24 protein-coding genes are annotated in these 24187 nt (G+C 66.9%); 5 read left to right on the forward strand and 19 right to left on the reverse strand.

Annotation, left to right across the window (positions count from 1 at the left end; translation table 11 throughout):
• Window positions 1–762 precede the first annotated feature (762 nt).
• From LXM90_RS00430 to LXM90_RS00445, 4 genes are all read right to left on the reverse strand, one after another.
• The gene (locus tag LXM90_RS00430; protein WP_234081416.1) at window positions 763–1284 is read right to left on the reverse strand and encodes a DUF1993 domain-containing protein; all 522 of its coding nucleotides are present in this window, start codon (window positions 1282–1284) and stop codon (window positions 763–765) included.
• A gap of 106 nt (window positions 1285–1390) precedes the next feature.
• On the reverse strand, window positions 1391–2869 hold the full coding sequence (locus LXM90_RS00435) for a DHA2 family efflux MFS transporter permease subunit (protein WP_234081417.1): 1479 nt from the start codon (window positions 2867–2869) through the stop codon (window positions 1391–1393).
• A 57-nt stretch (window positions 2870–2926) separates the two neighbouring features.
• Entirely contained in the window at window positions 2927–3343 is a 417-nt protein-coding gene (locus LXM90_RS00440; RefSeq protein WP_234081419.1) for an Rrf2 family transcriptional regulator, read from the reverse strand.
• A 156-nt stretch (window positions 3344–3499) separates the two neighbouring features.
• Window positions 3500–4453 (reverse strand): GlxA family transcriptional regulator, encoded by a 954-nt coding sequence (locus tag LXM90_RS00445; protein WP_234081421.1) that lies wholly within the window; start codon window positions 4451–4453, stop codon window positions 3500–3502.
• Window positions 4454–4571: 118 nt separating this feature from the next.
• On the opposite strand from LXM90_RS00445, the gene LXM90_RS00450 reads away from it, so the two are divergent.
• The 3 genes from LXM90_RS00450 to LXM90_RS00460 all read left to right on the forward strand — a co-directional run bounded on the left by LXM90_RS00450 (window position 4572) and on the right by LXM90_RS00460 (window position 6302).
• On the forward strand, window positions 4572–5384 hold the full coding sequence (locus LXM90_RS00450; RefSeq protein WP_234083075.1) for an SDR family NAD(P)-dependent oxidoreductase: 813 nt from the start codon (window positions 4572–4574) through the stop codon (window positions 5382–5384).
• Between the two features lie 14 nt (window positions 5385–5398).
• The gene (locus LXM90_RS00455) at window positions 5399–5794 is read left to right on the forward strand and encodes a tautomerase family protein (RefSeq protein ID WP_234081422.1); all 396 of its coding nucleotides are present in this window, start codon (window positions 5399–5401) and stop codon (window positions 5792–5794) included.
• A 124-nt stretch (window positions 5795–5918) separates the two neighbouring features.
• Window positions 5919–6302, forward strand: a complete 384-nt coding sequence (locus tag LXM90_RS00460; RefSeq protein ID WP_234081424.1) for a tautomerase family protein — start codon at window positions 5919–5921, stop codon at window positions 6300–6302.
• Between the two features lie 35 nt (window positions 6303–6337).
• Here LXM90_RS00460 and LXM90_RS00465 read toward each other — a convergent pair whose 3' ends face one another.
• On the reverse strand, window positions 6338–6766 hold the full coding sequence (locus LXM90_RS00465; RefSeq protein ID WP_234081425.1) for an EamA family transporter: 429 nt from the start codon (window positions 6764–6766) through the stop codon (window positions 6338–6340).
• Window positions 6767–6769: 3 nt separating this feature from the next.
• Entirely contained in the window at window positions 6770–7216 is a 447-nt protein-coding gene (locus LXM90_RS00470) for a tautomerase family protein (RefSeq protein WP_234081427.1), read from the reverse strand.
• Window positions 7217–7319: 103 nt separating this feature from the next.
• On the opposite strand from LXM90_RS00470, the gene LXM90_RS00475 reads away from it, so the two are divergent.
• Window positions 7320–7739, forward strand: coding sequence for a MarR family winged helix-turn-helix transcriptional regulator (locus tag LXM90_RS00475; RefSeq protein ID WP_234081428.1), 420 nt, complete (start codon window positions 7320–7322; stop codon window positions 7737–7739).
• A 243-nt stretch (window positions 7740–7982) separates the two neighbouring features.
• Window positions 7983–9011, forward strand: a complete 1029-nt coding sequence (locus LXM90_RS00480) for an IS110 family transposase (protein ID WP_091980604.1) — start codon at window positions 7983–7985, stop codon at window positions 9009–9011.
• Between the two features lie 358 nt (window positions 9012–9369).
• Here LXM90_RS00480 and LXM90_RS00485 read toward each other — a convergent pair whose 3' ends face one another.
• The 13 genes from LXM90_RS00485 to LXM90_RS00545 all read right to left on the reverse strand — a co-directional run bounded on the left by LXM90_RS00485 (window position 9370) and on the right by LXM90_RS00545 (window position 24173).
• Window positions 9370–9744 (reverse strand): response regulator, encoded by a 375-nt coding sequence (locus LXM90_RS00485; RefSeq protein WP_234081430.1) that lies wholly within the window; start codon window positions 9742–9744, stop codon window positions 9370–9372.
• A gap of 2 nt (window positions 9745–9746) precedes the next feature.
• Window positions 9747–12191, reverse strand: coding sequence for a GAF domain-containing protein (locus LXM90_RS00490; RefSeq protein WP_234081432.1), 2445 nt, complete (start codon window positions 12189–12191; stop codon window positions 9747–9749).
• A gap of 623 nt (window positions 12192–12814) precedes the next feature.
• Entirely contained in the window at window positions 12815–14089 is a 1275-nt protein-coding gene (locus LXM90_RS00495; protein ID WP_234081433.1) for a threonine/serine exporter family protein, read from the reverse strand.
• A 3-nt stretch (window positions 14090–14092) separates the two neighbouring features.
• The gene (gene cydB / locus LXM90_RS00500) at window positions 14093–15079 is read right to left on the reverse strand and encodes a cytochrome d ubiquinol oxidase subunit II (RefSeq protein ID WP_234081435.1); all 987 of its coding nucleotides are present in this window, start codon (window positions 15077–15079) and stop codon (window positions 14093–14095) included.
• 6 nt (window positions 15080–15085) lie between these two features.
• On the reverse strand, window positions 15086–16498 hold the full coding sequence (locus LXM90_RS00505) for a cytochrome ubiquinol oxidase subunit I (RefSeq protein ID WP_234081437.1): 1413 nt from the start codon (window positions 16496–16498) through the stop codon (window positions 15086–15088).
• A 107-nt stretch (window positions 16499–16605) separates the two neighbouring features.
• Window positions 16606–18117 (reverse strand): malate dehydrogenase (quinone), encoded by a 1512-nt coding sequence (gene mqo, locus LXM90_RS00510; protein WP_234081439.1) that lies wholly within the window; start codon window positions 18115–18117, stop codon window positions 16606–16608.
• Window positions 18118–18128: 11 nt separating this feature from the next.
• Window positions 18129–18527: a hypothetical protein gene (locus LXM90_RS00515; RefSeq protein ID WP_234081441.1), complete on the reverse strand. Its 399-nt coding sequence runs from the start codon at window positions 18525–18527 to the stop codon at window positions 18129–18131.
• A 46-nt stretch (window positions 18528–18573) separates the two neighbouring features.
• A complete protein-coding gene (locus LXM90_RS00520) occupies window positions 18574–18954 on the reverse strand; it encodes a tautomerase family protein (protein ID WP_127992199.1) in 381 nt (126 codons plus the stop codon).
• A gap of 7 nt (window positions 18955–18961) precedes the next feature.
• Complete coding sequence (gene poxB, locus LXM90_RS00525) at window positions 18962–20665, reverse strand: ubiquinone-dependent pyruvate dehydrogenase (protein ID WP_234083077.1); 1704 nt, start codon at window positions 20663–20665, stop codon at window positions 18962–18964.
• Window positions 20666–20731: 66 nt separating this feature from the next.
• Window positions 20732–20983 carry a hypothetical protein gene (locus LXM90_RS00530; RefSeq protein WP_127992201.1) on the reverse strand — a complete coding sequence of 84 codons (252 nt, stop codon included), beginning with the start codon at window positions 20981–20983 and terminating at the stop codon, window positions 20732–20734.
• A gap of 49 nt (window positions 20984–21032) precedes the next feature.
• A complete protein-coding gene (gene fumC, locus LXM90_RS00535; RefSeq protein WP_234081443.1) occupies window positions 21033–22424 on the reverse strand; it encodes a class II fumarate hydratase in 1392 nt (463 codons plus the stop codon).
• Window positions 22425–22676: 252 nt separating this feature from the next.
• Window positions 22677–23087 carry a tautomerase family protein gene (locus LXM90_RS00540; RefSeq protein WP_164891347.1) on the reverse strand — a complete coding sequence of 137 codons (411 nt, stop codon included), beginning with the start codon at window positions 23085–23087 and terminating at the stop codon, window positions 22677–22679.
• Window positions 23088–23297: 210 nt separating this feature from the next.
• Entirely contained in the window at window positions 23298–24173 is an 876-nt protein-coding gene (locus tag LXM90_RS00545; RefSeq protein WP_234081445.1) for an NAD(P)-dependent oxidoreductase, read from the reverse strand.
• Window positions 24174–24187 lie beyond the last annotated feature (14 nt).

The raw sequence follows: 24187 nt of genomic DNA on the forward strand, positions 1-24187 counted from the left end.
GCGAAGGCGATGACGAGCAGCCCGCGAATAGCTCGCGCGGAGCTGATCGGCCGAGATGGCACCTCCGTCCGAGCGTCGTGCCCCTGCCTCGGCGAGAAGCCTCGCGAGGCTTGTCCAGCGTAGCCGCGCCGCGCGCGCCTCGCTGAGCAGCGGCAGATGACGCGCGACCACGACATCGAGCGCGATCGGCTCTCCAGCCAGGTTCAGGTCGGAGGCAAGTCGTTCCAAGCCTGATCGAAGGTGGTCCGTGTCCATGCCCTAGGATCTAAAACGTAGCTGTTGTCATCCTATCACAGAAAACGTAGCAATTCGAAGCATTCTGAAACCGTTCGAAACGCTGCAAAACGCTTCTGAAAGATCCATTTTTTGTGCACACCTGTGCACCTTTGATGCGTGAGCCTTTTGAGGGAAGTGCGCTTGAGGGTAAGTGCAGGGCGACTGCGCCGTCCTTTTGCGTAAGGGAATGGTAGGTGGCGGCGCTGTGCCCTGCGAGGCCTTCAGCACCTACGTGCCCCTGGAAGGGCCGGTTCCCGGGCTGCTGGAGAGGCCGGCGCCTATGTCCGAGATGGGCGGGATTTTTGCCGTTCCACTCTCGGGCGCGAAGCCGAACGTCCGCTTCGAAGCGCGATGATGGCCTAGCCTGACGTAGTCTGGCCGAAATCAGAATGACCGCTCTGGAGCACGCTCTTCGCGTAAGCGGACGAGTTGCCATAGGTAGTGATGGCTGTCCGGATTGTTTCAATGAGGACGATATTGAAAGCGCTATGTTGAAGTGTCGTCGTAGGAACCAAGGTAGTCCCGCTTGCCGACCGGAACGCCTTTATGCCGCAGAATGTCGTAGGCCGTGGTGACGTGGAAGAAAAAGTTCGGCAGCGCGAACTGAAGGACGTAGCGATCGGCGGATAGGGTCCGCTCGTTGGCGCCGCCGCCGAAGGTGACCGGTCGCGTATCGCTGCCCTCAAACGTGGCTGGTGCAAGGGTACTGAGGTAGGCGGCCGTCTTCGTGCAGCGCTCCCGCAGCTGATCGAACGTGGTCTCGTCGTCTGCAAATGACGGAGCCGCGGCGCCGGTCAGTCGCGCTCCACCGAACTTCGCGGTGTCGGAGGCGCGCTGCACTTGGCCAACCAGCGTCAGCATATCGGGCGCGAGCCGGGTCTCAAGGTAGGTCTCAAGTGGCTCACCGGTCTCGGACGCGTGCGCCTCCGCCTTATCGAGTAGGGTCGAGAGGATCGTCAGACCGCGCATGAACACAGGGACGGAGACATCGTACAGAGAGAGGGACATGCGAACTCCTGTTGAAAGGACTCTAATGAGGACCCTGGAACCGTCCCGCCGGTAGCCTGGGGTAGGTTGGCTCACGTTCGCGGTTGAGCAATTGAGATGACGGGTCTCATCGCGTGGTCGCACGCGGTAGCCTCAGCAGCGCAAGCGGCAGGAGGCAGGCGAGAGTCAAACCAGCCATCAGCCACCATGCCCGTTCGTATGCCACCAACCGGGCGATGGGCGTGTCCGGCGCGCCCGTCACGGCCACAAAGACCGCCACGCCCAGCGCCAGGGCAGTCTGCCGTGCCATGTTCAGGATTCCGGAGCCGGTGGCGAAGGCGGATGAGGGGAGCGCCGCCGTGCCCGCCCCCATCAGGGTCGGGAAGGTCAGGCCGACGCCGATGCCCAGCAACGACATACCGACGAGCGCAGCCGGCATGTTCGGCTCCAACCCGGGTACGACCGCCCACCACGCTAGGCCCGCTGCGAAAAGGAGGATCCCGAGGCCGACGACGGGCGCTGGCCCGAACCGAGCGATCAGCCTGCCCGCGATCAAGAGTGACGTGACGGGCACGAGAAACGGCCCTGGCGCTATGGTCAGGCCGGCCTTGAGCGCCGACCAGCCCCAGCCCTCCTGCAGCCAGAGCGCGATGGACAGCAGCATGGCGCCGAAGGCGACGGAATAAGGTGTCATGATCAGGGTCGCGCTGGTGAACGGCGCGATCCGAAACAGCACCGGGTCGACGAGCGGGTTATCCGACCGGAGGCAATCGACGACGAACAACGCGAGGAGCGCCGACGCGAGAACCAGCGTCGCGATGATGGCCGCCGACTCCCAGCCCCACTCGGCAGACTTCATGATGCCGAAGGTGAGAACCGCGACGCCGCACGTGACGAGGAGCGCCCCCCAGGCGTCCGGCCGACGCGCGGCGTGGCCGGGGATATTCGGCAGTTTCCTGATGCCGACGAGAAGGGCCAGCACGCCGATGGGGACGTTGACGAGGAAGATCCAGCGCCAATTCCAAGCCAGGAGCAGCCCACCGACCACGGGACCGAGCGCCGCGGCAAAGCCACCTACGGCAGTCCAAGTCCGAACAGCATGACCGCGCCGGTTTGCCGGGAAGGTCGCCAAGAGCAAGCCGAGCGACGTCGGCGTCATCAGCGCGGCGCCGGCGGCTTGGACGATGCGGAACGCCACGAGCATCAGGACGCTCGTCGCTGCGGCGCAGGCCGCCGACGACAGCGTGAAAAGCGCGACACCGAGCAGGAAGCTGACGTCGCGACGGTAGCGTTCGGCGAGCCGGCCGAAGAACACCAACAGCGCGGCATAGACGATGGCGTAGCCGTTCAGGATCCATGACAGCTGTTGCAATCCCGCGTCTGGAAATTCCTGGGCGATGTCGGGCAGCGCGACGTTGACGATGAACAGGTCGAGATTGGCCAACACCATGCCGACGCAGACGATGGCGAGGACTTGGTTCGGTCGGACCGGTCGCGTCGCGCGAGCGAATTGTGGTTCCAGCGGGCCGGAGTTCTGGACCACCTTCTCCACATTACCGGGATGCAGAACCTGAGGGCTTGGTCGCATCATCAGCTCCAAATCCAATACGTAACAATCTACGTTTGGTTTTGCGTCGTTAAAGGGCTCTTGCAGGCCTGATGCTCACGATCGAACCTCCTCGAGGAGCATAGCGAGTGTCGTTTGCTGCAGCACGCCATCGACCGCCTGGTTCGCCGCCTCGAACACCGGTGGCAATGCGGACACCATCGCCTTCTGCACGGCGCACCGCGGATTGCGGCGCTCACGCAGCGTAAACAGCGCCCCGTCCGGCTCGACAGCACGGTAGACGTCCTGGAGCGTGATCGCGTCCGGGGCACGCACGAGTTCGACGCCGCCATGCCGACCTGGACGCAGCCGCACGAGCCCCTTGTGCTCCAGCGCCTTGAGAAGGCGACGGACGACGACTGGATTGGTGTTCAGGCTTCTGGCCAGCAGCTCAGAGTTGGCGCCCTCCGCCCCTCGCCATGCGAGAACGCAGAGAGCCTGGACGGCGCTGGCGAGAAGGCTGTTGGCTGCCATAACCATAACCTGTTCTGTTATGTTTATGGTGTCAAGCGCTCCACCGCTATGGCGGCAATGTCCGCCTCGGCCATTCTGCACCGACGAGGGCTTCCTCAAGAGCAAGCGTGCAGGGCAGCATCGTTGCCTGTGTGGGTTTAACGCGGACGGGTTCAGTTAAGCATTCGCCGGATCTGCGTTTCCACGCGCGTTGCGCCGGATGACCTGCGGCGGCTGTCCGAACGCCCGGAGAAAGGCCCGACGCATCCGATTGCGATCCGCGAAGCCGGTCTGGTCGGCGACGGCGTCGATGGGATGTCGGCTGCGCTCCATCAACACGCGCGCGGCCTCGACGCGCAGGTTCTCAACCGCCTTCGCCGGCGACTGGCCAGTCTCGGCATGGAAGACGCGGCTGAACTGGCGCGGGCTCAGATGGGCGGCCTCCGCCAACTCCTCCACCGACAGCGGGCGGTGGAGGTTCCGCTTGGCGTAGGTCAGGGCCGCCTGGATGCGGTCCGACTTCGCGTCGAGGTCGAGCAGGGTCGAGAACTGCGACTGGCCCCCTGCACGACGGTGGTAGAGCACGAGCTTCCTGGCGATCTCCTTCGTCACGTCGTGGCCGAGATCCGCCTCAATCAGAGCGAGCGCGAGGTCGATGCCGGCGCTCATGCCCGCCGACGTCCAGATCGGGCCGTCGTTGATGAAAATGCGATCCGTGTCAGCCGAACACTTCGGGAATTGGGTCTGTAGCTCCCGCGCATGCATCCAGTGCGTCGTAACTCGCCGGCCGTCGAGCAGCCCGGCCTCGCCAAGAACGAAGGCCCCCGTGCAGATGGCGGCGACGCGCCGGGCTTGAGGGGCCGCACGCTGAACGAGTGCGACGAGGCCCGGCGTCGACGGTTGCACGAAGGTGCCGCCGCCGATGACGAGCGTGTCGAAAGGCGTTTCGCCGAACGCCTCCGTCTCCACGTTCATGCCGGCCGAGGTGCTGACCGAACCTCCATGTTCGGAGACGAAGCGGATGTCGTAGGTCGCCTCTTCCGCCGCGAGGTTGGCGACCTCGAAGGCCGGCACGGCCGCCAGCGCCATAATCGAGTAGCCTGGATAGACGACGAACCCGACGCGCTGCATGCCCGTCTCCTATGACCTAAAACGACGCAACTATGACATTTGCGCCGCATGCAGGCAACGGTAGCTTCCTCCCATCGAACGCCGCCAACCCGTGGCGCGAGGCAAGAGGAGAACGATGATGGCTACCCAAACTGGCAAGGGCCTTGCCGTCGTGACCGGCGCATCCGCCGGCATCGGCGCGATCTACGCCGACCGTCTCGCCAAGCGGGGCTATGACCTCCTGCTGGTCGCCCGGAACGGTGAACGTCTGCAGGCACTGGCCGACCGCCTGACCAACGAGACTGGGCGCAAGGTCGAGCTGTTGAAGGCCGACTTGGGCCGAAAGGACGATCTCGCACGCTTGGAGGCTCGCCTGCGCGAAGACGCGAGCATCACCATGCTCGTCAACAACGCCGGCATCGGCTCCGTCGCCTCGACCCTTCAGGCCGACGTGGAGACGATGGACGCGATGATCCAGCTCAACATCACCGCGCTGACCCGTTTGACCTATGCGGTCGCGCCGGCTTTCGTGGCGCGCGGATCGGGGACCATCATCAACATCTCGTCCATCGTCGGCATCGCGGTCGAGATGCTCAACGGCGTCTACAGCGCCTCGAAGTCCTATGTCCTCAGCTTCGGCCACGCGCTGCAGAAGGACCTCGCGGACAAGGGCGTGCGCGTCCAGACCGTGCTGCCCGGCGCGACCGCCACCGAGTTCTGGGATATCGCAGGATACGCGGCGCAGAAGACGTCAGCGATCACCATGTCGGCGGCCGATCTGGTCGATGCAGCCTTGGCCGGTCTCGATCAGGGCGAGCTTGTCACCATCCCGGGCCTGCAGGACGCGGCCGATTGGACGCGCTGGGAGGAGGATCGCCGGGCCATGGCCGCTAAGTTCGGCAACGCCAAGCCGTCGGCGCGCTACGGGCTTGCGACCGCGAACGCCGCCTGAACCTGGGGGCCTCCATGCCGTACCTTCAACTCGACGTCATCGGCCCGCATTCCATGGCCTCCAAGAAGCGCCTCGCGGCGCAGATGAGCCAGACCTATGCGGAGATGATGTCGGTCGACATCAGGCGGATCAGCGTCGCCATCCGCGAACTCGGCGAGGGTGGCGTGTGGCGGATACCCGAAGCCGGTGGCGAGCCGGTGCCGGTCTCCGTGATGATGCTGGACATCCGCAAGGGACGCCCGGCCGAGCTGCGGATGGAGGTCGCCAAGGCGCTGTGCGCCCACTGCGTCGAGATCCTCGGGCTGAGCGAGGATCGCCTCAACGTGGAGTTCACGCAGCATTCCGGCGACGAGATGTATCATCCGACCCTCGGGGGCTACAGCCCCGATTGGTCGCCGGATGAGCGGTAACCGGTATCGCGCACGATCCTGGGCACAGCAGACGTCCGTTCTCGACCTTCACCTCGGTCGGCCGTCACAGCCGACCGAGTTCCAGTCATTGAGATCTGCACCACCTTAGCCCAGGGAGCATCATATGCCACTCGCCCGGATCGATCTCGCCAAGGGCAAGTCCGCCGAGTACCGCCGAACGATTGGCGAGGTCGTCTACGACGCCATGCTCGAAGCCCTGAACGTGCCCAAGGACGACCGCTTCCAGGTCATCAATGAGCACGAGCCGGAGAACTTCGTCATCGACCCGAGCTACCTTGGCATCCACCGGACGGGCGACTGCATCGTCATCCAGCTCACCCTCAATGCGGGGCGCGGGGTCGAGCAGAAGCGGAGCTTCTACAAGGCGGTGGCGGATGGCCTACACGAGCGCCTGGGTCTGCGCCGCGAGGACGTGTTCATCAGCCTCGTCGAGGTCGCCAAGGAGAACTGGTCCTTCGGCAACGGCGAGGCTCAGTACGCGAGTTGACCGAAGATCGCGGACCCGCCCGATGGCGATGCGCTCTATGTCGCCACCAGCAGCACGCCCGCGATCGCAAGCAGCATCCCCAGGGCGCGCTTGGCCGTCATCGGTTCGCCGAGGACCAGCACCCCGAGGACTGCACCGCCGACGATGAACATGCCGTAGACCGGCACGACGATGCTCGCCGGCCCGAGCGAAAGGCCCTTGAAAAGGGACCCGACAGCGACAGTCAGCGCGGTACCCGCCGCGTAGGCGTACAAGGCGCCGGGCTTCAGGAAGTCTGCGCCCGTCTTCCCGGCGAAGGAGCCACCGAGCCAGGCGTTCAGCACGGCGGCGACGGCGACCATCGACGTGGCGATGGCCAGGACCGCGAAGGCGTTCAGGTCGCCCGTGCGGGTCGCGAGTTTCACCATCAGTGTGACGGTCGAGTAGCCGACCATCCCGAGAACGGCCCAGGCCAGGTAGTGCATTGGTTAGATCGCTACTCCGGCGCGCCGGAAGTCCTCGATCTTCTCCGGCGAGAAGCCCTCTCGCCATTCGGCCTCGCGCCCCGGCTCGGGAAGGATGCGGCCGAATTCGATCATCTGCTCGGCCGCAATCTCCTGCACATAGACCCAGATGTCTTCGGCCCCCACCCCCGCGATGTCGTGGACGCGGTCTCTGATACCCTCCAGCAGACTGCGCTTCTGGTCCGCGGTGCGACCGGCACGGATCAGGCCGTGCACGTAGACGTGGGGAATGGGGTTCGGCCGACCGCCGACGAAGTGTGCCGCTTCAGGCGCAGCGTCGAAGAAGATCTGCGCGAAGTACCCCGGCGCTCCGGTGCTGCCGCTGTGAGTCTCCGTAATCGCGCTGGCGATCCGCTGCCGCTGGTCGTCGTCGAGGCTGAGGTTAGCGGTCCTGACGGTGTAGGTCGGCATGGATTCGCCCTGCGTCGGACGTTGGCTCAATCGCCCTGGCACGATATCAGCATATGCTGATAATACTGTAAAGCTGTCGCGTCCGGAGCGTGAGATGACGAGTATGACGACGAGCGAGCCTTGCCACTGCAACCTGCTACGCAAGGCAGCCCGGCGGGTCTCGGCCATCTACGATCAGGAATTGGCGGGCAGCGGATTGCGCATCACGCAGTACGCCCTGTTGGCCGAGATTGAGCGGTCGGGCCCCATCTCGATCACCCATCTCGCCGCCATCATGGTTATGGAGCGCAACGGGCTCGGCCACACCTTGCGGCTGTTGGAGAGGGATGGCCTTCTCGTGACCGTCACGGGCAAGGACCGGCGAAGCCGCACAGTGACTTTGACGGAGCTGGGCCAACGGCGGCTGGCTGACCTACATCATCGCTGGCAACAGGCTCAACGGCGGGTCGAAGCCACGGGCTTGATGAATGCCATCCGACAGCCGCTCGCATCGTTCGTAGCGCGGGACATCACGGTCTGGTAGCTCTACGCTGCGTCTGCTGCCGGCGCCTGCGCTTCGAAAACGGAAATTCGCAAATCCACCCATATGAGTCGCTTGAGCAGGCGGACTGAGGCGGCTGTTGGCCGTAAGCGGAGCGGCCGCTTCGAAGAAGGGCGGCCAGAAAAGCAGATGGGGTGGATGGCTCCCGCTCCGACTGACGGCATCTCGGTGCCAAGATGTGGTCGCTGTCGAAGCAGCAGCCACGCTCATGCAGGAGCCATCCCCATGGAGATCACCACCGTCGGCATCGATCTGGCCAAAAGCATCTTTCAGGTTCACGCCGTCGATGCAGCTGGGCACGTCGTCGTTCGGAAGGCGCTGCGGCGGGCGCAGGTCACGCCGTTCTTCGCCAAGCTGCCACGGTGCCTGATCGGCATGGAGGCGTGCGGCACAGCGCACCACTGGGCCCGGGAACTCATAAAGCTCGGCCATGACGTGCGGCTGATGCCGCCGGCTTACGTGAAGCCGTACGTCAAGCGCGGCAAGACCGATGCGAACGATGCCGCTGCCATCTGTGAGGCGGTGACGCGCCCCAGCATGCGCTTCGTGCCCGTGAAGGCGACCGAGCAGCAGGCGGCGCTGGCGCTGCACCGGACGCGCGACCTGCTGGTCAAGCAACGCACGCAGCTGGTGAACATGATCCGAGGCCTGCTCGCCGAGTTTGGGATCGAGATGGCGCGGGGCCTGCGGCACGCGCTCGAACTGGCGGCCCGGCTCTCGGCCGGAGACGCGGCCGAGGTGCCGCCGTTAGCCCAGCGCGTGGTGACCGGGTTGGCCGATCAGATCGGTGCCTTGCAGATTCAGCTCACCCGACTGGAGAAGGAGTTGCTCACCTGGCATCGAGACAGCGACCTGTCGCAGCGGCTTGCGACGATCCCGGGTGTCGGCATCGTGTCGGCAACCGCGCTGGCCGCCTCGGTGAGCGAGCCCGAGCGCTTCCGTTCCGGTCGGCAGTTCGCTGCCTCGTTGGGCCTGACACCGCTGCAGAACTGCAGTGGCGGCAAGGAGCGCCTGGGCCGGATCTCACGCATGGGCGACCGCTACCTGCGCCGGCTGCTCGTGGTCGGCATGACGTCTCTGATCCGGCGCGCGAAGACGACACCGACCTCGGTCGACCCGCGGCTGCCGGCGCTGCTGCAGCGTAAGCCAGTGCGCGTGGTGACTGTGGCGGCGGCCAATCGCACGGCGCGGGTCGCCTGGGCGATCATGACCCGCGGCGGCACCTACCGCGCACCGGCGGCCACGGCCGCCTGACAGCACGTAGAGGAGACGTTTCCAGGTTGCGAGGACGATGAGAGTTGATGGCGAACCGGTCAGACCGGGAGCCGGGACACCCCGCCGGCTGTCCAGGGCGTCATAGCCCGCAAAGCAGAGTGGGACCCAGCTCACGGATACCATCAGGGCCAGCAGTCAACATGAACGACTGCATCAACAGGCCGGACACAAGACTGCACCCGACCAACGCGTCAGAAGCTCAATTCGCCACTTGCAATGCGGGAGCCATCCACACAGGACGGCCTCCTATCGACCCATACCAGCTGACTGAACCACCTGCGGGGCTTCCTGAAAGCAGCCATCCGGCGATTTCGGTACGGGCTGGAACGCAATGCGCCTACGCCGAAAACCGACGGATCGCGGCGACGATCTTCCGGCGGTCGAAAGGCTTGCCGAGCACGACCCCGCGATCCGGGATCTGGGCTGCGTCCCACGGCTGCGAGGAGATCATCAGCAGTTCGATCGGTGGCCAGCGGTCGCGGATCGATAGCGCCAGCTTCATACCGGCGGTCGAACCGCGCATGTCCAAGTCGGTGAACACCGTGCGGATGTCGGTGCGCGTCTCAAGCAGCCGGATCGCCTCAACGACGGTGGTCGCCTCCACCGCCTCGCATCCGGCGTTCTCGACGTAATCAACCAGCGCCATCATCAGGATGGGGTCGTCCTCGACGACCAGCACGTAGGTCGGCCGCGACGGATCAACTTGTGCCATGATCAGTGTACTTGAACCTGCATGTCCGCCAACGGCGCGCGGAACTCAGCGTGCAAGCCCACGGGATCGTAACGGAGGTCGGCGGCGCGCGTTCCCACCAAGCCCATTCGGATCAGCTTCAAGCCGAACCCGCCGCGCCCGCTCGGCGCGGCCACCACTGGGCCGCCGCTCTCGTTCCAGCCGAGCACGAGGCTAGGCACCTGTCCGTCCTCGGTACGCCACCCGATCCGCACGGTCCCGGTCTCGGCCGACAGCGCGCCGTACTTGAGTGCGTTGGTCGCCAACTCGTGCAGGAGCAGCGACAGGGACAGCGCCGCCTGCGGGGAAATGTCCATGTCCGGCCCGTCGAGCGCGAAGCGGTCGAGGTCGGCCTGCATGCTCAGCACGCTCTCCATCACCGCCCGCATCTTGGCCGCGGTCCAGCTCTTCTGCATCAGCACGTCGTGAGCGCGTGAGAGCGCCAGCACCCGGCGCTCAAACGCCTCCACCGGCTCGCGATCAGTGATCCCGCGCAGGGTTTGCGTCGCGATCGACTGGACGATGGAGAGGGTGTTCTTCAGCCGGTGAGCCAGCTCCTTGTTGAGCACGCCCTGCAACTCCTCGGCGCGCACCCGCGCCACCCCGACCTCGACACGGTCGGCGACGTTGCGCAGGAAAGCCAACTCCTCGACGGTCCACCGCCGTGCCTGCACGTCGTGGACGATAAACACTGCCACGGTGCGCCCTCGCTCGCGCACCGGCATGTGGACGAAGGCGTTGATGTCAAGGTTCTGCCAGATCGCGGCATCATCGCGGGTGCGAGGATCCTCGGCCACGTCGTCCACGATCAGCGGCTCGCCGCGCCGCAGGTGCTCGCGGATGTCACCGTAGTCGTCGTAGCGATGCCGCCCGGCGACGCTGGCGTGGCCGGGCGCCGTCCAATCCGGTTCGATGTTGATGAACTCGACGTCGCCCTCGACACGCCCGAAGCCAGCGCGCGTCGCCCCCAGCGTGCGGCCAACGATCTCGGCGGCCGCGTGCGTCATCTCGGTGGTCGTACTCAGATCGCGCAGGCGGTCGCCCAGGGCCAGCAGCGCGAGGCGGCGAGCGTCTGCCTCGACGCGGCCGGTCACCTCCAAGAAGATCAGCCCGAAGCGGTCGGCGTCGATCCGGAACGCCCGCCCCTCGTACCAGCGCCCCAAGGCACCGACTTGACGGGTGAAGCCATGCACCACGCCGGTCTCGACCACTTCGGCGAACTCGCTGATCCACGCCTCCTCAATGGTGGGGATCAACTCGCGGACCGTGCGGCCGACTGCTTGCGTGGGGTCGAAGCCAACCAGTTCGCCCCAAGCGGGATTGACCTCGATGTAACGCCAGTCGTGGACCTGTCCCGTGGCATCCCGCACCATCTCGCCGATCACGAACCCCTCGCTGAGGCGGTCGAACATTTCGCGCCAGTAGGCGTCCTTCGCGCGGACTTCGGCGCGAGCGGCTGCTTCGGTCAGCCCAGCCGTAGCCACACCGGCGAATAGGCCGAGCAAGGCGAGATCCGCCTCGCCGAAGGCAAATGGGTGGGCAGCCTGGAGCTTGAGCACGCCCAGCACCTGACCGAGGCGCGCGATCGGTGCGTGAACCGCCGACCCAAGGCCGATGCGTGCCGCCAGCACAGCATTGACACGCGGGTCGGTGCGGGCGTCCGTGAGCAGGATCGAAGCGTTGGTCTTTGCGCAGGCGCCTGAGGTGCTGCCGTCGAGCCGCACTCGGATCCCTTGATGGGCGGCGAGGCTGCCGCGTACGGCGCTATACTCCAAGGCATCGCCGTCGATCAGTTCGACCACGCCGCCTTCGGCCGCCGGCATCGCCCGCATGGCCCCGGCCACCACGGCGTGCATGATCGCGGTCAAATCGCCCTCCGCAGCAGCGATGCCCGCATGCGTGTCACGCAGCGCTTCGCGTGCACGATAGGCTTCGGCTTCGGCGCTCCTCAGTGCATCGCGCGAGGTTAGCGCACGGCGCAGTTCGAGCTGGCTCATCACCTGCTCGGCCAGCAGTCGCAGGCCGTTCTGCTGTGCGTCGGTCAGCCCGCCGGGGCGGGGCACCTTGTCGATGACGCACAGGCTGCCGAGCACCAAGTTGCTGGCTGTGCGTAGCGGTGCGCCAGCATAGAACCGGATGAACGGCTCTCCGATCACCAGGGGATTGTTCGCCGTGCGCGGATCCCGCGTCAGGTCCGGGATGATTAGCATCTCGTCCGGCTGGGCCAGCGCGTGGGCGCACACCGAGCGGTCGAGGTCCGTCTCGCACGGGGGAAAGCCAATCCGCGCCTTGAACCATTGGCGGTCCCCAGAGACCAAGCTGACGAGCGCTACCGGCACATCACAAAGCTGACAGGCGAGCTGCACGATGCCGTCGAAACCCGGCTCTGCCGGGGTATCGAGGATCGCGTAGCCTTCCAGCGCATCCAAGCGCGCTGGGTCGTGGACGGCGGGTGAGGGAGGATACGGCATCGCCTTTGAGATCAGCCTTCTACACGGCTTAGCGCGGCCGACCGTGTTTAGCCACTCGGAATGACCGGTCGCACAGTTGGCCTACTGGATGGGCTAGGTCTCGCTGATGCGGCACCGCTGATCGCTTTTTCCGGTCTGTGCGGGTCGGCGACTGGGTTCCGCGATGACGTATGGATTTGTGGAGCGGTGCGGGCGAGTAGGACCACAATGTCTGCCCCGGTATCTCTGCCGCTTGGAAGCGGACGGACCGAAATCTACCCACCCCGGTCATCCAGAGGCACATTCTAGCGGGCTGGGCTTGGCCGAAAGCAGAATGGCTGCTCTAGAGCTGAACTGGTGAGATAGCGGACGCTCCTGTGCTGACACAACAACCGGCCTCTTGCCAACTTGGCAAAAGTACAAGCCGAGATGCTGATTTGGCGGCGGGCGGTTGACACAAATCAACATCACATCGACAGAGATGAATTTGGCTATAGTTGTCGTACGAGATCGATTATTGTATTGCTCCGATCACTGCTTCACTAAATGAAAGCCGGCCGACAAGTACTACAATTACGAATTCTGGGCGACATAACATCAAATTAATTCGGCTGCTGACTTAAGCGATTGAGTGTCATCTTAGGAACAATCAGACCAGCGCCCATCGCTATCACGACCAGGCCGGCCGTCGCGATGTTGCCCAGAAGGTCGACGAGCATCGAGGGAGGTGCTGCTGATCCGAGGCCGGTGAGGGCGACGGCGTCGGACGCCGCCTGGAACATGAAGACGCCGGGGACGAGGGACACGACGCAGGCGAAGGCGCATGCGCCGAACGGCAGCTTGCGGCGGTCTGACAGCGGAGTGATGAGGCTCCCGACCAGCAGACACGCCGCGAGGGCGCCGAGCGGCACGCTCGCACCCGCGGCGAGCGACGCCCAGCGCACTGCATGCGCCACCATCCCGACGCCGATCAGGATTGGGAGTGCGCGCCAGGGCATATTGAAGAACGACCCGTAGGCCGCGACCGCGACGCCGGCCGACACAACGTCGAGAACCAGCGGGACTGCGCGCGTCGGCCCTGCGGTGGGAAAGGACGTACCGGTCAAGGCGAGGCCGATCAGGAGGCCGGCGCAGATCGCGAGGACGACGAGCGCGGCGAAGGCGAGCCGGGACAGGCCGATCGGGAGGCGCCCGCGCACGAGATCGATTGCGCCGTTCAGGAAGTGCGGCCCGGGCACCAGCACCATGCAGGGGCACGCGGCAACGAGGCGATGCACGACACCGAGATCGAGCAGCATGGCCGCCCCCGCGCACGCGCCGCTCAGAAGCGCGGCCGAGAACGGCTGCAGGAACGGGTTGCCGCTTAGATGCGACAGGGCCCGCCGCAGGCACGCCCCGGCACCCGCGATCAGGGTGATCAGACCGAGCGTGGCGACGTCCTTCGCGCCGAACACCACGCCCAGAGCGGCTGCACCCGCCGCGGCCATGATGGCGAACCGGAGCAGCGAGACCGGGGACCGTCCGGGGACGGCCAGAAGCGCGCTCTGCGCGTCGCTCACGGCCATCCGTCCCCCACATACGGCATCGACGATCGTCTCCGCGGCGATGACCCGGCCGATATCGACCCCGAAGGGTTCGGTGAACGCGCCTTGGGCGCTCCGACAGCCATCGAGCTGGATCGTCGTGACGCCCCACGCGACCGATACCTGCACGTCGTGACCGAACTTGCGGCCGAGACGGATGAGCGCGAGACGCGTGCCTTCACTGGTCTGGCCGTTCGCCAGGAGGATCGTCGCGACCTCCGCGAGGAGCGCGTGCACGGCATCGGCGCTGGGGCCGGGGCTGGTCAGGCAGGCTTTCGCGGCGTCGGGTGTCACGGCTCAGTCGTACCCTTCCGTCACCGCCACCTTGCCCTTGAAGACGCGATAGACGACCAGGGTGTAGACCAGGGTGATCGGCAGGACCACGACGCCCGCCCCCCAGAACATGAAGGACAGGCTCGCCTCCGGCGCCGCCGCCTCGGTCACCGTCACGCTGAACGGCACCATGTAGGGCAGGAACGAGGCGGCGAGCGTCGCGAAGGCGGCGGCGAAGATCAGCGCCACCAACGGGAAAGGCAGCGCGTCGATCCGGCGCCGCGCCGCGTAGAGGAGGCCGGCGCAGGCCGCGGCGCCCACGAGCGGCAGGACCAGCATCTCGGGCCGCTCGAGCCAGCGGTGCAGCACCCGCAGGTTCATCGCCAGCGCGTACGCGAAGGCCGCGCCGAGGAAGACCAGCACCCCGAGCAGGAGGCGCGGTAGCAGCCGGAAGCCGAGGTCGCGCACATCGGACTCGGTCTTACCGCACAGCCACGCGGCGCCGAGCAGCGCGTAGCCGAGGCACAGGCCGAGCCCGCAGAGCAGCGAGAAGGGCGTGAGCCACGTGAACGCCCCGCCGGCGTAGAGCCCGTCGCGGACCGGCAGCTCCTGCACCAGCGCCCCGACCGTCACGCCCTGCACGAAGGCCGCGCAGTAGGAGCCGCCGACTAAGCCCGCGTCCCAGACCCGCCGCAGCCGCCGGGACTTGTAGCGGAACTCGAAGGCGACGCCGCGCAGGATCAGGGCCGCGAGCATCAGGAGGAGCGGCAGGTAGAAGGCCGAGAGCAGCAGCGCGTAGACCGTCGGGAAGGCGCCGAACAGGATCGTGGCGGCGAGCACCAGCCAGGTCTCGTTGCCGTCCCAGACGGGGGCGATCGCCTGCATCATGTGCCGGCGCGCGGTCTCGTCCGGGGCGATCCCGAACAGCATGCCGACGCCGAGGTCGAACCCGTCGAGCAGCACGTAGAGCATCAGGGTGAGGGCGAGGGCGGCGGCCCAGAACGCGATCATGGCCGCTCACTCCGCCGGTGTGCCGCTGGGGGCGCCGGGACTGCTGCCCGGCACCGCCAGAGGTCGTTTCGGATTGGCGGCGCCGCCGGCATGGGCCGGGGTCGGCAGGATGCCGGCCTTGAGCATGCGGTAGATGTAGACGGTGCCGGCCGCGAAGATCAGCGCGTAGACCGCGCCGAACACGGCGAGGGAGGTCGCCACCTGCGGGGAGGTCAGGAACGGGGTCGCCGCGTCGGCGGTGCGCAGCTGGCCGTAGACCGTCCAGGGCTGGCGCCCGACCTCGGCGGTGAACCACCCGGTCAGCGTCGCGACGAAGCCCAGGGGGAACGACAGGAAGATCGCCCATTGCAGCCAGCGCGCCCGCTCCAGCCGCCCGGTGGCGTAGAAGGCCATCCCGCCCCAGGCCAGGGCCAGCATCAGCAGCCCGCAGCCGACCATGATCCGGAAGGCGAAGAACGGGATCAGCACCGGCGGCCGGTCGGCCTTGGGGATGTCCTTGATGCCGATCACCTTGCCGGTGAGGGTGCCGTCGTCGATCAGGCTGCCGATCGGGGCGGGCAGCGCGATGACGAAGTGGTTCTTCTCCTGCGCCTCGTCGGGCCAGGCGAACAGGATCTCGCCGGCCGGCGCCCGGCTCTCCCAGTGGCCCTCGATCGCGGCGATCTTCGAGGGCTGGTGCTTGACGACGTAGTCGCCGGTGAGGTGGCCGAAGAAGAGCTGCAGCGGCACCAGGATCGCGGCGAGGCCGAGCCCCATCCGGACCATGGCGCGGGCCTCGGCGCGGTCCCGGTTCCGCAGCATCGACCACGCCCCCGTCGCGGCCACGCAGAAGCTGGTGGTGACGTAGGCGGCCAGGACCATGTGAGGAAAGCGGACCCAGACGACGGCGTTGAAGATGATCGCCCACCAATCGGTCGGCACGAACACGCCGTCCGGCCGCAGGGCGAAGCCGGTGGGGTACTGCATCCACGAGTTGTTCACGAGGATCCAGAACGACGACAGGCTGGTGCCGAGGCAGACCATCAGGCAGGCGAACAGGTAGAACCAGCGCGGCACCCGCCTGCGGCCGAACATCAGCACCCCGAAGAACGAGGCCTCGAGCGCGAAGGCCGTGAAGCTCTCGTAGCCGAGGAGCGGCCCCTGGATCGGGCCGGTGCGGCGGGCGAGCTCGCTCCAGTTCGTGCCGAACTGGAAAGCCATGACGATGCCGGAGACGACGCCGAGGCCGAAGGCGACGGCGAAGATCTTGAGCCAGAAGTCGAACAGGCGGTCGTAGACCGGCTCGCCCGAGATCATCGCCCGCGCCTGGAGGAAGGCGAGCCAGGCCGCCAGCCCGACCGTGAAGGCCGGGAAGATGATGTGGAACGAGATCGTGAAGGCGAACTGGATGCGCGAGAGCATCAGGGCGGAGAGGTCCATCAATCCTCGCTTCGAGGCATCGGCGTACGTTCCGCAGCCCGGGGCTGCGTGCGGTGGTTATTGGGATGAGCGGAGAGGCGGCGGGGGAACCGCGCCTCGCGAACCTGTCAGATGTTCTCGATTCTCAAGATCGGCGCGGTCTCGGCCCGGCTGCGCCGGCAGGCCTCGGCGTCCCGCTTGAGGTCGATGCCGTAGGTCGGGATCACGGCCTTGAGGCGGGGCAGCCAGCCGTCCGGCGTCAGCCGGTCGGCGAAGCACTTCTCCAGCACCTCGACCGCGATGTAGGCCGCCGTCGAGGCGCCGGGCGAGGCGCCGAGCAGCGCGCAGATTGAGTTGTCCGCCGCGGCCACCAGCTCGGTGCCGAATTCCAGGTCGCCTTCCTCCAGCGGGTTCGACCGGCCGGTCGGCTTGATCGTCTGCACCCGCTGGCCGGCGACCGCCAACGTCCAGTCCTGCTTCAGCGCCTTGGGAAAGAACTGCTTCAGGGTCGCGAACTGGTGGTCGGAACTCTGGAGCACCTGGCCCACGAGGTACTCGGTGAGCGCGACATTGTCCTTGGCGACGTCGAGCAGCGGCACGACGTTGTGCGGCGTCAGCGCGGTGAACAGGTCGGTGAGCGACCCGTGCTTGAGGAAGCGCGACGAGAAGCCCGCGTAGGGCCCGAACAGCAGCGAGCGCTTGCCGCCGATGATGCGGGTGTCGAGGTGGGGGACCGACATCGGCGGCGAGCCGGAGGCGGCCTTGCCGTAGACCTTGGCGTGGTGGCGCGCGCTGACCGCGTCGACGTCGCAGCGCAGCCAGATCCCCGAGACCGGGAAGCCGCCGTAGCCGCGCCCCTCGGGGATCTTCGAGGCCTGCAGCAGCGGCAGCGAGCCGCCGCCCGCGCCGATGAACACGAACTTGGCCGTCACGGTGCGGCGCGTGCCGTCGTAGGTGTCCTCGACGGTCACGGCCCAGCGGCCGTCGTCGACCCGGTCCAGGGCGACGACCTTGCGGTTGTAGTGGACGGCGAAGCCGGGCTGCGCCGCGAGCTGCTTCACCAGCAGGTGCGTCAGGGCGCCGTAATCGACGTCCGTCCCGGTGACGATCCGGGTGGCGGCGATCGGCTCGCCGGGATCGCGGCCCTCGATGATCAGCGGCGCCCAGCCGGCGATGACCTGCGGGTCCTCGCTGTACTCCATGCCGTGGTAGCAGTGGTGGGCCGACATCGCGGCGTAGCGCGCCTTGAGGAAGGCGACGTTCTCGGCCCCCCAGACGAAGCTCATGTGCGGGCAGGGATGGATGAAGGCGCGCGGATCCGGGATCGCGCCCTTCCGCACGAGGTGCGCCCAGAGCTGGCGCGAGATGTCGAACTCGGTGTTGACCTCGAGCGCCTTGGCGATGTCGACGCTGCCGTCGGAGCGCTGGGGTGTGTAGTTCAGCTCGCAATTGGCGGCATGGCCGGTGCCGGCGTTGTTCCAGCCCTCCGAGCTCTCCTGCGCGCAGTCGTGCAGCGTCTCGAACATCGCGATCCTGAGCGACGGCTCCAGCTCCTTCAGCATCGTGCCGAAGGTCGCGCTCATGATCCCGGCGCCGATCAGCACCACGTCGGGAGCGTCGTCGAAGCTCATCTCGGCCATCGGGCCCCTCCTCAGGCGGTCTTGTTCGGGACGAAGGGGAGCTGGGCCTCGGCGCCGGGGGCGAGGATCACGTAGGCCCGGCACCAGGGCTCGTCGTCGACGAGGCGCCAGGAATGGCCGGAGCCGGCCGTGTCCTCGGCGATGAGGATGTCGCCGGGGCGGATCGTGAAGTGCGCGCCGGCCCTCGTCTGGAAGTCGAGGGTGCCGCGCAGGGTGATGACGAACTGCCGGGTCGGCGCCGCGTGCCACGCGTAGGTGCCGCCGGGCTGCGTTTCCCGGAAGGAGATCGAGACCACGTCGGTCGTGCCGCTGAGGATGTCGCCGCGCTCGCCGTGGGGCAGGTCGATAGCGCCTTCCTCGAAGTAGGAATTGTCGTCGTCACCGGTCCAGATGCGAACGCAGCGGATCATCGGGATGGCCTCCAGGTTCGAGAAGCGGGGATCAGGGGCGTGAACATCAGGCGAGTTGCGCCTCGCCGTTGCCGAAGGACCAGTCGTCGCGCTGCACCTCGACCAGGCTGACGAGGACGTCCTCCCGGCGCATCCCGACTCGCTCGTGCAGCGCATCGGCGAGGGTTCTGAAGAACAGGCGCTTCTTCGGCGCGTCGCGGCCCGCATTGAGGAAGACTTGGACGATGACCGCCTCTGAGCTGCGCACGATGCCGAGGTAGGACGGATCGATGATCAGCCCCGCAGGCGGGTGCTCGGTGACGATCTGGAAGCGCTCCGCCATCGGAACGCCGAGGGCCGCGTGAAGCGCTTGCTGGACGGTATCGGCGACGTCACGGCCATAGGCTGCGGGCTTGCCGGCCGGGATCTCAATGCGGGCGAGCGGCATAGCCAAATCACCGCCAGAGATTGGTCTTGGCGAGATCGATGATCTCGGTGCCGCGCCCGTCGATCACCGCCTTAGCAAGCCAAAGCCCGAAACCCATCGCCTGCTCGACGCCGATCTTCGGCGGCATCGCCAGCTCCTGGCGGGCCGAGACGACGTCGAGCAGCGCCGGCCCGTCATGGGCGAGCATCTCGGCCAGCGCACCGGGTAACTCGGCCGGGTCCTCGACGCGCTGGGCATGGATCCCGGCCCCGCGGGCCATGGCGGCGAAGTCCGGGTTCATCAACGCCACGCCAGTGTCGAGGAAGCCCGCGGCCTTCATCTCCATCTCGACGAAGCCCAGCGTGCCGTTGTTCAGCACCACGATCTTCACCGGCAGCTTGTGCTGGTTGAGGGTCAGCAGGTCGCCCATCAGCATGGCGAAGCCGCCATCGCCGGAGAACGAGATGATCTGCCGCCCGGGATAGGCCGCCTGCGCGCCGATCGCCTGCGGCAGGGCGTTGGCCATCGAGCCGTGGTTCAGCGAGCCGATCAGCCGGCGCTTGCCGTTCATGGCGAGGTAGCGCGCCGCCCAGATCGTCGGCGTGCCGACGTCGAAGGTGAAGACCGCGTCCTCGGCGGCCGCCTCGCTGAGCGTCCGGGCGACGTATTGCGGGTGGATCTTGCCGCCGGGCTTGCCCACCGCGAGCGCGTCGAGCCCGGCGCGGGCCTTGCGGTAATGGGCGAGGCTGTCGTCGAGATGCGCCCGGTCGGTCTTGCTCTGCAGCCGCGGCAGCAGCGCCGTAATGGTCGCGCCGACATCGCCGATCAGGCCGAGATCGATCCGGCAGTGGCGCCCGAGGCTCTCGGCCCGCAGGTCGACCTGCGCGACCTTCGCGTCCTCCGGGTAGAACTGGCGGTAGGGGAAGCCGGTGCCGAGCAGCAGCAGGGTGTCGCAGTCGAGCATCGCCCGGTAGCCCGACGAGAAGCCGATCAGGCCGGTCATGCCGACGTCGTAGGGATTGTCCCACTCGACGTGCTCCTTGCCGCCGAGCGCGTGGACGACAGGGGCCTTCAGCGCCTCGGCGAGTTGCAGCAGCTCCGCGTGGGCGCCGGCGCATCCGCGGCCGCAGAACAGGGTCAAGCGTCCGGCTCCGTTAAGCATCCCGGCGAGTGCGTCGAGGTCGGCGTCGTGCGGTCGCACCACGGCCGGGGCTGGCGCGAGGGCCGCCGATAGTTCGGGCGCGTCGCTCGGCATGGCCATGAGGCCGACATCGCCGGGGATCACCACGACGGCGACCCCGCGCTCGGCGATGGCGACGCGGATCGCGGTCTCGATCACGCCGGGCAGCTGGGCCGGCGAGGAGACCAACTCGCAGTAGTGGCTGCATTCCTGGAACAGGTTCTGCGGATGCGTCTCCTGAAAGTAGCCCCGGCCGATCTCCGCGGAGGGGATCTGGGCCGCGATGGCCAGCACGGGCACGCGGGAGCGGTGCGCGTCGAACAGGCCGTTGATCAGGTGCAGGTTGCCGGGCCCGCAGGAGCCGGCGCAGACGGCGAGCGCGCCGGTCAGGTGCGCCTCGGCGCCGGCCGCGAAGGCGGCGCTCTCCTCGTGGCGCGTGTGGATCCAGGCGATCGAGCCGTCCTGGCGCAGGGCCTCGGTGAGGCCGTTCAGACTGTCCCCGACGACCCCGTAGATCCGATTCACGCCGGCCTGGGCCAGCGCCTGGACCATCAGGTCCGCCACCTTCTTCGCCACGCTTTTCGCCTCCTCTTCAGACCGCCTCGGCTTCGTTCCGGATCACTTCGGGCTGCAGCCGATGCAGATGCTGTCGTCGATCCGGTCCATCGCGCGTTCGTCGCGCGTGGGCTTGTCGGGATGTTCGGTTGCTGTGGGGCTGTCGGCGCGGTCAGGCGGCATCGTCGTGCCAGTCGCCGTCGTATTCGGGGCCGTCTGGGTGGAGAGGGGCCCACCCCCGGTCCCGGTCTGGTCGACCTGCGCTTGAGCGTGGGCAGCGGTCAGGAGGAGTGCGGCTGTCAGTATGGTGCGCATAGTAGACCCTCATGGAATCTGAGGAGTTGATGACCGGCGTCGGGTGCTCCTAGGCCCCGGCCAGCCCGTGGCCGATCATGGTCCTGGGATCGCAGACCGCGTCGAAGCGCTCGGCCGGGACGCCCTCGGCCAGGGCGGCCTCGCGCAGGGTCGTGCCCTCGTCGTTGGCGCGGTGGGCGATCTTCGAGGCGAGGTCGTAGCCGATCACCGGCGACAGGGCCGTGACCAGCATCAGCGACTGGTTCACCGTCTCGTCGATCCGCGTCCGGTTGAGTTCCGTGCCCGCGACCGAGTAGGTCCGGAACTTCTCGCAGGCGTCGCCCAGCACGCGGATGGCGTGCAGCGTGTTGTTGATGATGATCGGGCGCATCGCGTTGAGCTCGAAGTTGCCCTGCGCGCCCGCGAAGGCGACCGCGTTGTCCTCGCCGATTACCTGGATGCAGACCATCACCAGGGCCTCGCACTGGGTCGGGTTGACCTTGCCGGGCATGATCGAGGAGCCCGGCTCGTTGGCGGGCAGCAGCAACTCGCCGAGGCCGCAGCGCGGACCCGAGGCGAGCCAGCGCATGTCGTTGGCGATCTTCATCAGCGCGACCGCGAGCCCGCGCACCGCCGCCATGGCGGCGACCATGGCGTCCAGCGACCCCTGCGCGGCGAACTTGTTGGGCGCCGTGACGAACGGCTTGCCGGTGAGATCGGCGATCTTGGCGGCGATCTCCGCGCTGAAGCCCTTCGGGGCGTTGAGGCCGGTGCCGACCGCGGTGCCGCCGGCCGCCAACTCGTACAGCCCGGCGCGCGACGCCTCGACGAGGGCCAGCGCGTCGCGCATCTGTGCCACGTAGCCCGACCATTCCTGGCCGACGGTAAGCGGGGTCGCGTCCTGCAGGTGGGTCCGGCCGGTCTTGACCACGTCCATCCAGGCCTGGGCCTTGGCGTCGATCGCGTCGGCCAGCGCCCGCGCCTTGGGGAGCAGGACCTCGTCGAGTTCGAGCACCGTGGCGATGTGCATCGCGGTCGGGAAGGTGTCGTTCGACGACTGGCCCATGTTGACGTGGTCGTTCGGGTGAACCGGGCTCTTGGAGCCGAGCGCACCGCCGAGGAGCTGGATCGCGCGGTTCGACAGCACCTCGTTGACGTTCATGTTGGACTGGGTGCCGGAGCCGGTCTGCCAGACGTAGAGCGGATAGTGCGCGTCGAGCTTGCCCGCGATCGTCTCGTCGGCGGCCTGGACGATGGCCTGCGCGCGCCAATCCTCCAGGCGGCCGGCGGCCGCGTTGACCAGGGCGGCGGCCTTCTTGACGTAGCCGTAGGCGTGGTAGACCCGTTTGGGCATGCGATCGTCGCCGATCGAGAAGTGCTGGAGCGAGCGCTGCGTCTGCGCGCCCCAGTAGCGGTCCGCCGGCACGTCGATCCCGCCCATCGAATCCGTCTCACGCCGCATCCCCGTGGCGGAGATGCCGATAGTTCGTTCCGGTTGCTTCGTGGGCCTCGGTCGATGCTCGTCCAACGGCACTGTTCCAGCTCCAATACAGTTTCGGCAGGGATCCGACGGAATATGACCGCCGCGGAGGCGCGTCCCGGGCTTCGCGATGAGCTTTCAGAGCGTCGCGATCTTGGCTAATGCGCTCGGCCTCGGAGGAGCCGCGCGCGACGCCAGCATCCCGAGCCAGCAGAGAAACGCTCGGCAGGCCGCCTAATGGGTCCTTAGGTCTGCCAACGAGACCTGATGGCCGAACATGCCCCAGTTCTTCTCCGCGACCTCATGGATGACGACATAGATCGGCGGGGGACCTTCCCCCATGTTCCCATACCTCGCGATGATCTCGGTCGCCTTAAAGATCATCTTGCCGCGTGCGCTGTCGTCTAGGCCCCCGGTCAGCGCGTAGATGACGAGGGCCACGATCGATGCCGACGTCGCCTTCCCCCCAACAAAGACGCTGTCATCCCCTTGGTCGACGAAGAACGTCCAAATTCCGTTTCGAACGCCATCAGCCGGCGAGAGGCGCTCGCACGAAATTGCCAGTTCGGTCAGCTCGGCCGCGACGCGCGACCGGGCGGCCAAGGGTATCGCGTGGGGCGAGGCGTGTATGAACATTTTCGGCATGGCGAAACTCATTTCCGTTCAAACTTACGAAGCAGTTGGCTCTGTCCACGACCGCTATCGATGTCGGTTCGGCCCCAAGCGCGTGGTCACCGAAAGGATGTCGGCATCCTCGACCTATCGTCCGGGGATACGGCCACGCGCTCCGCCGCTGCCAGATCTCCCGGGGCGCTCCTCGCCCGCGAATTCCATTTCGATCGACCGGTGGTGGCGCTAGCCGCGGGCGGAGGCTTCTTGCACCCTGATGACGGAGGCGTAGTCCTCGTCGGGATACTTGTGGGCAGCGTAAGCGTAGAGCTGCGCGGCGGCCGCCATGCTCGTCATCGGTGCGCCGCGTTCGCGCGCGTCGTCGAGGAGCAGGCCTAGGTCCTTCGACATGAGCTTGCCCGGGAACTGCGAGGGGTAGTCGTCCACTCTCGCCATCGTCAGCTTGCGCTTGTGGTGTTCGGAAATCAGAATGAGGTCCGAAAGCACGTCGATGAGCATGCCGCGATCGAGTTGCGCACGCGCTCCGTAGGCCAGTCCCTCTGCCAACGCGGCGGTCCCGAGCGCCATGACGCCGTTGACGATCAGCTTGGTCACAGCACCTTGACCAACCGGCCCGATGTGAGTGGTCTTGCGTCCGAGGACGTCGAGCATCGGTCTTGCCGCGTCAACAGCCCGGGCGGAGCCGCCCGCGAGGAACACGAGCTGCCCATCCTTCGCCTCCGGGGTGCTTCCCGACATCGGTGCCTCGACATAGGCCACCGCCTTGGCTGCGGCGGCCTCGGCGAGGGCAATCGATGCCGACGGCGAGACTGTGCTGAAGTTTACAACGAGCTGTCCCGCCCGGGTTCCATCCAAGGCTCCCCCTTCCGCTATCATTGATTGATGCAGCGCGGCATCATTCGGCACGGCCACCAGGATGGCGTCGACCCGCTTAGCCAGGGCTGCAGGGGAGGCTGTCAGCTCGAAACCGTCGAAGGCGTCTCCGTCGTGCGCGGGATCGAATGCGATCACAGAGTAGGATGCTGCCTTTAAGCGCGCGGCCATCAAGCGAGACATCGCGCCCAGGCCGACGAATCCCACCTGTCCGAAAGCGTGTTGCATGCTGTGTTCCTTCC

Source organism: Methylobacterium oryzae, from assembly GCF_021398735.1.
GTDB lineage: Bacteria > Pseudomonadota > Alphaproteobacteria > Rhizobiales > Beijerinckiaceae > Methylobacterium.